Genomic DNA, 400 nt, shown 5'->3' with positions numbered 1-400 from the left:
TGTTCGACGGAGTGCTCTATCCGTCGCGCAACAACTATCCCGCCAAGAGCATCGCCCTGTTCGAGCGTGCGGGAGCGAAGGTCAGCGTCATCGAGGACATCGATCTGGTTGACCATGTGGATTGGCCGCGTTTCGTTGCCACCTACCGCATCGGCGTGGAACCCGACCCGGGCCCGGTGGAACCGGATGACGAAGCGTCCTGAAGCAGCGAGAAAACACATTGAAGCCTGAAACGGAATGAAGTGGAGCACCCTGGAATAGACATCCCTCAGTAGCAGGAGACGACCATGAACACCACAACTCGTACCAGCACCGCAGAACGTATCGGCCGCGCATTTGGCCGTGTATGGCGTGCCTATGCGCGTGGCGAACGGCGGGTATCGAATTGGTTGATGGTCAA

At 58.5% G+C, this 400-nt stretch carries 1 protein-coding gene and 1 pseudogene; both read left to right on the top strand.

Annotation, left to right across the window (positions count from 1 at the left end):
- Positions 1-203, top strand: a pseudogene (locus AC3XQU_RS23140) (hypothetical protein); the annotation flags it as partial.
- Positions 204-287: 84 nt separating this feature from the next.
- Positions 288-400, top strand: a 113-nt coding sequence (locus AC3XQU_RS23135) for a DUF3742 family protein (RefSeq protein WP_489876499.1), incomplete at its 3' end; no start/stop codon positions are given.

Source organism: Telluria sp. AZSoR62 (genome assembly GCF_058111565.1).
Note: the sequence above shows the minus strand (reverse complement) of the source record. Positions and strands in the feature narration are given on the sequence as shown.